The following is an 8853-nucleotide window of genomic DNA, read 5'->3' as shown; positions in this document are numbered from 1 at the left end:
CGAACAAAGTATTCTTTATTCCACCATCTATTTTCTCTTAACCGAGCAGTATTGGATACCAACTTGTTTTGAGAGCATTAACGTAGTCAATCATGCTTTTCTTCCCTGGGATTAATAACCTAAAAATCCTCGGCAATCTCCAACAAAAAGCCGCGTCCCGTGTTCTGCACTTGCACCAGTTCTTTATCCAGCAGAGTTTGAATGACTGAATCCGAGAATTGGAACTGAAGCCGATGCAGAGGCACACAACCGCCGCAAAGCTGAATTGAACGCAGCAAATGATTTGCTCTGCGGTCAAAACTGGGGTCCACCGTCTTAGGCATTTGTGAAACCTCCGGTTAATACGGCTAACTGTTGTTGCAGAATAGAGATTTGCTGTTGATAAAACTCAATCTCTGCGGTAATTTCTGAGAATAATTCCTGCGGGGAAAGCGGCTGAATTTGATTCTCTTGCAAGTAAGATATTTCATCAGAGTTTTTATTAGGCATCAGTACATAGCGCCAACCATCATCAAATTGTTCAGCTAACTCTGTACTAGAGGGATAGTAATAAAGTCCCAGGATGATGCCCTGTTGTGTACGCTGTTCCAAGTTAAAGCGAGGGTAGGGCCAGTGTTGAGGGATCGAAATTGTAGGTTGCATAGATGAATAGGTGAATGAAGGGAATGTGTTTTAGGGAAAAGGGGAAGGGGAAAGGGGAAAGGAATGAAGAAATTTACCTTTTCCCTTTCCCCTTTAACCTTTTCCCAGGCGAAGCCCAAGATTACGCTGTGACTAACTCCGTTCTCTCCAGCAGGCGTTGTAATTTATCGCCAGTTAGCTGTTCTAAGGGTTGGTCTAAAAAATATTCATCAAAAATGGATTTACCATCAGTAGACACATCCACCATCGACAGCGATCGCACTGCATCATAGACCGAGTTAGAATACTGCTGCTGACCTGAATAACCCAGGATTACCCACCAGTTCCCGTCAGTGCATCCGACTTGCCCCAGTTTCACGCCGTTGTTGTTGTAAATGCCATCATCGAGAATTTCAAACCCGTAATTCTGGCACTCGTTGAAGATATGCGCCATGATTTGGTTTTCGGTCGTGGGGGGTGTTGCTTCTTTCTCCTGCACAGGTAATGAGCCATCTTTGTAGTGAGTGCAGATGAAGCGATCGCAACGCATTAGAGTATTGGCACGGAATACTTCTTTATCGTTGACCATTACTACCCAAGGCTGGGTTAGATTATCGTCATGGCTGATGCTGGCTATGAGTTGATTACCAGCGTAATATTCGTGATCAGAAAAGGAGATTTCGACTATTCTGAGGGTTTCGGGAGCTACGGTTTGGGCTTGGTCAGCGATGTATTTGTCGAGTTCGGCTTGGGCGAGGGCTTGGTTGTCAACTTTCTGAAGCTGGGTGGATTGGTGGGTGATGATTGCGTTTACCCAGGTGTCAGCCGCTCTTTTGTCCCCGGTGGGTGTTACGCCGAGTTCGGTGGCGATTCTTTTCAGGCGGGGGAGAGTGTAGCGGGAAAGGGCTTGCTGTGTGTAGGTTGGATGAGACATAATGAAGATTCCTTGAATATAAGGTCAAAGAGCGATCGCTACAAGTTTTTCCAGGACTGGCGATTGCTCTTTGTTATTTAGTATGTCTATATTTTAGCGCTAGATTTTTAACGATGTTAAGTAACTAGCGCGAAGATTTTAACGCTAGAATAATGGTATGAATTAGCGCATGGGAGAAATATTCGTGTCACGAGTTGCAGAACTGCGTAAGCAGAAAGATTTGACTCAGCGCCAGCTTGCTGATTTAGTTGGCGTTGACCCTTCGACAATCCGTAATTGGGAGCGAGACAGAGGGGGTACAGAAACTTTTGCAAAGCTTGCCAAGCTTTGTGAAGTGTTGGGTTGCCAGCCTGCTGATCTATTTAAGATTCAAAAGATTGGCGAAGATGACTAGAGACTATATTTATTGCGGTTCTAGCAATCGGCTACTCCCAAATAGATCACTTAATTGCGAAGTTGATTACAAAAGGCGATCGCTTCTCTTCAAGACGCTACGCGAACGCCCTTACGTAACTACTCATAGCAGTGAAAATCTATCTTCAATCGAGTTTGAGCAAATGCCACTGAGCTAAAAGGGTGGAATTATGGCTAAACCACCTTCTAAACGCAAAAAATCCACCTCTGCTGCTTCTGATAATTCAAAAACACTCCCTAACTTTGCAAACGAGGATATCTCCCAGCAAGTAGATCCAGCTACAGCAACAATTACAGTTAGCGCCGTTGAAGTAACTGAGTTGACCCAAGAGGAGCAAAGCGATCGCCTGCACTTGGAGAGGAAAGTGGAACAGGCGTTTTTTGAGGCGGGGAAGGCATTAATGGAATTACGGGATCGCAAGTTATATCGCTCTACTCACAAAACTTTTGAGGAGTATTGCCGTGATCGCTTTGGCCATAATCGTCGCCAGTCTTATCTTCTAATGGATGCAGCAGTAATATTTGATAACTTAGAGCAAAAATGTGATCGTTCCGATCACATTTTGCCGACTAATGAGTGGCAAATCAGGCCACTGTCCAAGCTTGCCCCGGACATTCAGCCCGAAGCATGGGAGCAAGCTGTAGAGTCTGCCAACGGAAAAGTACCATCTCATCGCATCGTCAAAGATGCGGTGCAGCGAATAATGGAACGTACTCAAGTACCCAACACCTACCAGCTAGGCGAAGTATGCCAAATCCTTGCAAAGGACAACCCCGAACTCAGAGGCAAGGGTGGCTGTTGGGGCATAATCAACCATGTGGGCCAATTCAGTTGCACCATCAAAACCTGGGATGGAGAGTATACAGTTGGGTTGCAGCACCTCAAATCTTACAGTTACCTGCCTTCCGAGTGTGAGGAGATGCAGGTAATTTGCGATCGCATCAATCGTGTGTATTCGAGTGGGCTAGAGGAGTCGGTGCAGAGGTTTTTGGAGTCGTTGGGCAAGCTGAATCGCGCTTATTTGACAGGGTTGGAAGAAAAAGTGCTGAGTCTCTTAGAGTCGGAAATTACACATAAGGAAGCCTGGGGATAAGGCAGGAATTTATGCGAATAATTAAGTTATCGTCAATGAAGTCTGCTGTTCAAGCCGAGTTTGTAAATCTACAATCAGGTTTTCTCCACTGCGTCGCGCTGACCATAAACCAGAATACTGCAAACCTATATTCCACTCTCCTTGCATATAATCTTCATTTTCTGAAACTATGCCTGTATATCTAACTAATACAGGTGAGGTAACTAAATAACGCTTAGTAAAACTGACACTGCGCCCAATTACCTCGCCATTGACCTGAGCTTCTCCTAAATAGTTGTCATCCAAAATGGAACCACTGAAAGTATTTCCACTCTGAACAAAAGTTGCTTCAAAGCGACTAAGGATGTCATCTTGCCAATAAGTTCCTAACCAATTACCGCTAAGGTCTGCCATATTGTTTCTTAGTAAAGATGTCTATGCGCTCACTCGAATTGAGTAATTGACGCGGCAGGTAATTATAATCGCTATTGTTAAGCTGAAGCTGTCAATCACGCAATTGTATCGATATTATCGCTGTTGAGCATTGTAGTAAACCCTAGTAAAATACGACGGTACAAAGAGGAAGGTAGCGGTAGTATTCATTGGCGAACCATTACTAAGAAGGGCAGAGATTAGCAACAAGCATACTATCACGCTTGATTTTTGGAGTGAGGGCGATCGCTTGGCCAAGTTGTCGAAGTACATTCCTAAGCATCGGTGAGAGGTATGACTTACATCCGACAGGAATTAACACAGTGGTTGAACAAGTAGCTGTTACTAGCAGCTATCAGGGAAAGGGAGGAATATATGGAAAAATCCGCACGCGAGGAAGTGGCATTGGCAATGGTGGATCTGTTCGCTTCCGTCGATGCAGATCGCTTTTATGTAACGCTGACGGATATCCAGGGCAGCAAAATCCGCTTCCGCCCGAACCAGATGTTACAGGAAGTCAGGCACAAAATCCCCCAATCCTTGCAACTCGCCCAATCCGAGCGGCACAATATTATCCTTCGCCTCCGTGTTTCCGATAAAAGCGTATTTCTTGTGCCGCTGGATGACTTGAAAACCGGGCAGCTACTAAAAGTGGAGCAAGCCGCCCTCTTTAGCATTGAAACCAGCCCAGGTAATTTCCAGGCATGGCTGGCGATCGCTTCCGGCAGTAATAATCGATGAGAAACACATAGCCGGCAGTTTGCGCCGTGCTATCGGTGCTGATATGAGCGCCAGCGGTGCCACCCGTATCGCCGGCAGTCGAAACTATAAAGAAAAGTACCAGCCCGACTAGCCCCTAATCGCCATGACCGAATGGCACTAAGAAAAGGGAAAATCGTTGAGGTAGCAGGGGTGCAGAGGAGCGGAGGAGCAGGGGAGAAAGAAGAAGTTTTAAGCATTGCGTTCGGATATTTAGAAATTCTCCTCTGCGCCCCTGCCCCCCTGCTCCTCTGCAATCCTTACGCTGCATACCCTTCAGCTTAACTTAGTGCCATTCCGCCATGACCCAAAGCAGCCCAGGACGGGTGATAACGATACAGCAGCTTAAAGAAATGGCGCTTCTTTCCCTCCCTGCCCCTATTCCTAAGCCCATCCCCCGCTATGCCTGGACACCAAAAAAGCCGGGATGCTTTCCCGATTATGGCAAGTGCCTGCAAAACGCCCCTGCCAATACCAACGGCGATGCGCCGGACACCAGCCGCGCCGATTTCACCTGGTGTATGATCGCGCTTGACTGGGGCTGGAGCATGGAAGAGACCGCTGCCCAGCTCTTGCTGGAACGCATAGATAGCACAAAACGCCACCGGAATATGCAACGATACGCGGACATGACCGTCCACAGCGCTGCAATCGCCTTAGAGCACAACCGCTCGCGTGGAAAATAGAGATGCTGTTTCAGGAAATAGAAAAAGCCAAGTAAATGAAATGCCTACGTAATATTTGACCCTTTCGTGACCTTTTACCCACCTGAGCGAGTCCTATAAGAGTAGTTAATGTAGCTTTTTTTGCATTAATTAGGTTATAACAGCTTATCAGCTGCTCTTATCTTGCATTATCAGTAAGGCAGGGGCAGAAATCTTGGCATTGTTGCAAAGATTTAAAAATGGCATTTTTTCATATTTCTGGTTGAGGGGAGACTACAACTTTTGAGAGACGATTTTGGTCTAAAATCAATTTTTACAACAGCACACTTGAACATCAGTCAGCGAAAGTTGTACGTTCAGTTCTGCGATAAGGGAGGAGGATATATCTAATACTTCCTCTTTAACCTACCTCAGTATCCCCACTTACATTTTGTTGAGAGACACAGAAAGCAAACACAGAAATGGCCACAACCAGAAAAGCAAAAGAAGTTAAAGAAGAACCGTTAGAAAAACAGCTCTGGAAGGCCGCTGACAAGCTTCGCAAAAATATTGACGCGGCTGAATATAAGCATGTAGTGCTAGGCTTGATCTTCCTCAAATATATTTCCGATGCCTTCGAGGAAATGTTCACCAAACTGGCAAAGGGTGAGGGCGAGTATGCCGGAGCCGACCCGGAGGATAAGGACGAATACAAGGCTGAAAACATTTTCTTTGTACCGGCAGAAGCACGCTGGTCGTTTTTGCAGGATAACGCAAAACAACCCGATATTGGCACGTTGGTTGACGGGGCAATGGATGCTATTGAAATGGAAAATCCCTCACTTCGGGGCGTTTTGCCCAAGGTGTTTGCGCGGCAGAACCTTGACCCTACGAGTTTAGGCGGGTTAATTGATCTGGTAGGCAATATTGCCCTGGGCGATGCCAAGGCTCGCAGCGCCGATGTGCTGGGGCATGTGTTTGAGTATTTTCTCGGCGAGTTTGCCCTGGCCGAAGGCAAGCAGGGCGGACAGTTCTATACACCGCGCAGCATTGTGGAATTGCTGGTGGCCATGCTGGAGCCTTATAAAGGGCGTGTATTTGACCCTTGCTGCGGTTCGGGCGGAATGTTCGTGCAGTCAGAAAAGTTTGTGGCTGAACATCAGGGGCGGATTAACGATATCTCTATCTACGGACAGGAAAGCAACCAGACCACCTGGCGGCTGGCGAAGATGAACCTTGCCATTCGCGGCATCGACAGTTCGCAGGTGAAATGGAACAATGAAGGTTCGTTTCTCAATGATGCCCATAAGGATTTGAAGGCTGATTTTGTGATTGCCAATCCGCCCTTCAATGACAGCGACTGGAGCGGTGATCTGCTGCGGGGGGATGGGCGCTGGCAGTATGGTGCGCCACCAACAGGCAATGCAAACTTTGCCTGGTTGCAGCATTTTGTCTATCATCTGGCTCCCACGGGCAGGGCGAAGGCCGCAGCAATGAAGAACTGGAAACTACTATCCGTCAGGTGATCGATCAGGCATTGGTGTCAGAGCAGGTGATTGATGTTTTTGACGCAGCAGGCATCAAGAAACCAGATATTTCTATCCTGTCCGATGAATTTCTGGCGGAGCTAAAGGGGTATGAACATAAAAATATTGCCCTGGAGACACTGAAAAAACTGCTTAACGACGAACTGAAGGTTCGCGCCAAAAAGAATCTGGTGCAGAGTAAAACTCTGATGGAAATGCTGGAGAACGCCATCAAAAAATACCAGAACAAGATTCTCACCGCCGCCGAGATCATGGAAGAGCTGATCCGCATCAGTAAGGAGATAGTTGCTTCCGATGCAGAAGCCCAGGATATGGGGCTGTCAGAGTATGAATATGCCTTCTATACCGCTGTGGCGAACAACAACAGTGCCCGCGAGCTGATGCAGCAGGACAAGCTGCGCGAACTTGCTGTGATACTTACCCAGAAAATCCGTGAAAATGCCACGATTGACTGGACTATCAAGGAAAGTGTACGGGCAAAACTGAAAGTCATTGTGAAGCGTACCCTACGACAGTACGGCTACCCGCCGGACATGCAGTTGCTGGCAACGGAAACGGTGCTGAAGCAAGCGGAGATGATTGCCAGCGGGCTGGCAGGCTGATTACAAAGGTTATACCCTTTTCTGGATTTCAAGCGTTGATATTTGGCTAATTCCCGCTCTGCCGCTTCTAGCGTTGCATGGGGCGTAATTTTCGTTTGTCCCGCTCTGCCGATTCGTCCCCACTGGCGTATCAGGCATGGATTGCCAAATAAATCAGTCTGTATGTCCAGGCGGTAGAAGCGGAATAAATTCTTGGCGGGGTCGGTTTTATACAGGGTAATGTCATTCATAGTTCTAATGCTCCTGCGGCAGGTATCCAGCGGTACAGGGTCGGGACAGAGATACCCAGATTCCTGGCCACCTCTTTGGGCGGTATGCCACTTGCAAGCAGTTTCTTGGCAGCTTCCAGCTTGCTTTCGTTCATTTTGCGCTTTCGTCCGCCTTTACGCCCAAGTTGGCGGGCACCTTCCAGACCTGCTTTGGTGCTAAAAATAATGTCATTAACTCCTGCTTATTGCGAAGGTTTTAGGTGATCGCTTTGAGGCTTAAAAAATAATCAAACGCGAAATCCTGATTTTTTCGTTGGTTCTCAACCTTCGTTGTGATCAAGAGTAATTTAGATGCGTTTGCCCTGGGGTTACAGCCAAGGAGGGTTACTGTGTCAATACGTAAGAATAAATACCTAAAAAACAATCTATTATCGGCATACACCACAAATTCTTGTAGGTGTTATAATTATTTGCCGCCATTGGACTATCTACCTAGACCTATTAATTAACATCCACTTAACAACATGCGATACATGCTAAACTCAAAAGCTCAATTATTGTAGTAACGTTTGTAATTGTTATATTACGATAGTGGGTGCAAAAGTATTATTCTCACCATAAAACTTGAAAGCTTCTGCGTTATTACGTAAATTAATACTTAAAGGAAAATGTGAATGTGGGCAGATCGAGAGTCAGAGATTGATTATTTAAATTTTGGTGAAGTTTCTGAATTAGCGGTTGATATACTGACTGCACCAGAGATGCTACCAGTCTCATTAGGTATCTTTGGTAACTGGGGTGCAGGAAAATCTTCTTTACTTAAGCTCATTGAGAAAGATTTGAAAAATTTAAATGGAGAAGAGTCTAAATATATACTTGTCAATTTTGATGCTTGGTTATACCAAGGCTACGATGATGCTCGTGTAGCAATTCTTGAGGTAATCGCCACTAAACTAAATGATGCGGTCAAAGACAATAAAACTTTGCTACAAAAGACACAAGGCCTCTTAGCGCGAGTCAACATATTTCGCGTTATGGGATTCGTTGCAGAAGGTGTTGCGTTAGCTCACGGCGTACCGACTGGAGGACTGCTTGCTCGAGGAATTAGCTCAGGTGAAAAATTCTTAGACGCATTTAAAGGTGAGAAGACACCAACAGAAAACGAGTATAAAGAAATAACAAAAGAAGCAGAAGAAGCAAAAAAAGCTACCTCGGAAATCCTAAAAGATGTTCCAAAAATTACACCGCCTCAACAAATTGCAGCTTTTCGTCAAGAATATAGTGAAATACTCACGGAACTTGGAAAAACCCTAGTTGTAATTATTGATAATCTTGATCGATGTTTACCAGCTAATACTATTCATACGTTAGAAGCTATACGCTTATTCCTGTTTCTCCCAAATACTGCATTTATTATTGCAGCGGATGAAGACATGATTAGAGGTGCGGTTGCTGATTACTTTAAGGGCACAAGCGATCGCCACCAGATTGATTACATTGACAAACTCATACAGATGCCTATTCGAGTACCCAAAGTTGGGATTCGTGAGATAAGGGCTTATTTATTTAGGTGATTTCTAGGAAAGAATTTACCAATGGAGGTAAAATGTACCCTTGA

The 8853-nt window shown here is 45.7% G+C and carries 12 protein-coding genes and 1 pseudogene; 7 read left to right on the top strand and 6 right to left on the bottom strand.

Going from position 1 to position 8853, the window contains the following annotated elements:
• Positions 1-119: 119 nt before the first annotated feature.
• From RM368_RS37305 to RM368_RS37295, 3 genes are all read right to left on the bottom strand, one after another.
• Positions 120-323 (bottom strand): hypothetical protein, encoded by a 204-nt coding sequence (locus RM368_RS37305; protein ID WP_322698727.1) that lies wholly within the window; start codon positions 321-323, stop codon positions 120-122.
• Positions 316-642, bottom strand: a complete 327-nt coding sequence (locus tag RM368_RS37300) for a hypothetical protein (protein ID WP_322698726.1) — start codon at positions 640-642, stop codon at positions 316-318. The genes RM368_RS37305 and RM368_RS37300 overlap by 8 nt, the downstream gene beginning before the upstream one ends.
• A gap of 121 nt (positions 643-763) precedes the next feature.
• Complete coding sequence (locus tag RM368_RS37295; RefSeq protein ID WP_322698725.1) at positions 764-1555, bottom strand: hypothetical protein; 792 nt, start codon at positions 1553-1555, stop codon at positions 764-766.
• Positions 1556-1739: 184 nt separating this feature from the next.
• On the opposite strand from RM368_RS37295, the gene RM368_RS37290 reads away from it, so the two are divergent.
• Together RM368_RS37290 and RM368_RS37285 are read left to right on the top strand one after the other, a co-directional pair.
• Positions 1740-1949, top strand: coding sequence for a helix-turn-helix transcriptional regulator (locus RM368_RS37290; protein WP_322698724.1), 210 nt, complete (start codon positions 1740-1742; stop codon positions 1947-1949).
• Positions 1950-2139: 190 nt separating this feature from the next.
• Positions 2140-3063, top strand: a complete 924-nt coding sequence (locus RM368_RS37285) for a hypothetical protein (RefSeq protein WP_322698723.1) — start codon at positions 2140-2142, stop codon at positions 3061-3063.
• Between the two features lie 21 nt (positions 3064-3084).
• Here the strand turns inward: RM368_RS37285 and RM368_RS37280 are convergent, their stop codons facing one another.
• Positions 3085-3456 carry a hypothetical protein gene (locus RM368_RS37280; protein WP_322698722.1) on the bottom strand — a complete coding sequence of 124 codons (372 nt, stop codon included), beginning with the start codon at positions 3454-3456 and terminating at the stop codon, positions 3085-3087.
• 393 nt (positions 3457-3849) lie between these two features.
• On the opposite strand from RM368_RS37280, the gene RM368_RS37275 reads away from it, so the two are divergent.
• From RM368_RS37275 to RM368_RS37260, 4 genes are all read left to right on the top strand, one after another.
• A complete protein-coding gene (locus RM368_RS37275; protein ID WP_322698721.1) occupies positions 3850-4215 on the top strand; it encodes a DNA-primase RepB domain-containing protein in 366 nt (121 codons plus the stop codon).
• Positions 4216-4535: 320 nt separating this feature from the next.
• Positions 4536-4919, top strand: coding sequence for a hypothetical protein (locus tag RM368_RS37270; RefSeq protein ID WP_322698720.1), 384 nt, complete (start codon positions 4536-4538; stop codon positions 4917-4919).
• A gap of 440 nt (positions 4920-5359) precedes the next feature.
• Entirely contained in the window at positions 5360-6403 is a 1044-nt protein-coding gene (locus RM368_RS37265) for a class I SAM-dependent DNA methyltransferase (protein WP_322698719.1), read from the top strand.
• On the top strand, positions 6400-7026 hold the full coding sequence (locus RM368_RS37260; RefSeq protein WP_322698718.1) for a DUF3387 domain-containing protein: 627 nt from the start codon (positions 6400-6402) through the stop codon (positions 7024-7026). The genes RM368_RS37265 and RM368_RS37260 overlap by 4 nt, the downstream gene beginning before the upstream one ends.
• Here RM368_RS37260 and RM368_RS38980 read toward each other — a convergent pair.
• Together RM368_RS38980 and RM368_RS38975 are read right to left on the bottom strand one after the other, a co-directional pair.
• Entirely contained in the window at positions 6945-7256 is a 312-nt protein-coding gene (locus RM368_RS38980) for a WGR domain-containing protein (RefSeq protein ID WP_416212294.1), read from the bottom strand. The genes RM368_RS37260 and RM368_RS38980 overlap by 82 nt on opposite strands.
• Positions 7253-7447: pseudogene (locus tag RM368_RS38975) on the bottom strand (helix-turn-helix domain-containing protein); the annotation flags it as partial. The pseudogene RM368_RS38975 and the gene RM368_RS38980, both read right to left, overlap by 4 nt.
• A gap of 462 nt (positions 7448-7909) precedes the next feature.
• On the opposite strand from RM368_RS38975, the gene RM368_RS37255 reads away from it, so the two are divergent.
• Positions 7910-8809 (top strand): KAP family P-loop NTPase fold protein, encoded by a 900-nt coding sequence (locus RM368_RS37255; protein WP_322698717.1) that lies wholly within the window; start codon positions 7910-7912, stop codon positions 8807-8809.
• Positions 8810-8853 lie beyond the last annotated feature (44 nt).

The organism is Nostoc sp. DedSLP03 (assembly GCF_034530815.1).
Taxonomy (GTDB): domain Bacteria; phylum Cyanobacteriota; class Cyanobacteriia; order Cyanobacteriales; family Nostocaceae; genus Nostoc.
The sequence above is the reverse complement of the archived record's forward strand: the minus strand, read 5'-3'. Positions and strand labels throughout refer to the sequence as shown.

Bases quoted from the DNA above. Each gene is read 5' to 3' on its own strand.
- RM368_RS37305 (WP_322698727.1), bottom strand. From the start codon at position 323: ATGCCTAAGACGGTGGACCCCAGTTTTGACCGCAGAGCAAATCATTTG.
- RM368_RS37300 (WP_322698726.1), bottom strand. From the start codon at position 642: ATGCAACCTACAATTTCGATCCCTCAACACTGGCCCTACCCTCGCTTT.
- RM368_RS37295 (WP_322698725.1), bottom strand. From the start codon at position 1,555: ATGTCTCATCCAACCTACACACAGCAAGCCCTTTCCCGCTACACTCTC.
- RM368_RS37285 (WP_322698723.1), top strand. From the start codon at position 2,140: ATGGCTAAACCACCTTCTAAACGCAAAAAATCCACCTCTGCTGCTTCT.
- RM368_RS37280 (WP_322698722.1), bottom strand. From the start codon at position 3,456: ATGGCAGACCTTAGCGGTAATTGGTTAGGAACTTATTGGCAAGATGAC.
- RM368_RS37275 (WP_322698721.1), top strand. From the start codon at position 3,850: ATGGAAAAATCCGCACGCGAGGAAGTGGCATTGGCAATGGTGGATCTG.
- RM368_RS37270 (WP_322698720.1), top strand. From the start codon at position 4,536: ATGACCCAAAGCAGCCCAGGACGGGTGATAACGATACAGCAGCTTAAA.
- RM368_RS37265 (WP_322698719.1), top strand. From the start codon at position 5,360: ATGGCCACAACCAGAAAAGCAAAAGAAGTTAAAGAAGAACCGTTAGAA.
- RM368_RS38980 (WP_416212294.1), bottom strand. From the start codon at position 7,256: ATGAATGACATTACCCTGTATAAAACCGACCCCGCCAAGAATTTATTC.
- RM368_RS37255 (WP_322698717.1), top strand. From the start codon at position 7,910: ATGTGGGCAGATCGAGAGTCAGAGATTGATTATTTAAATTTTGGTGAA.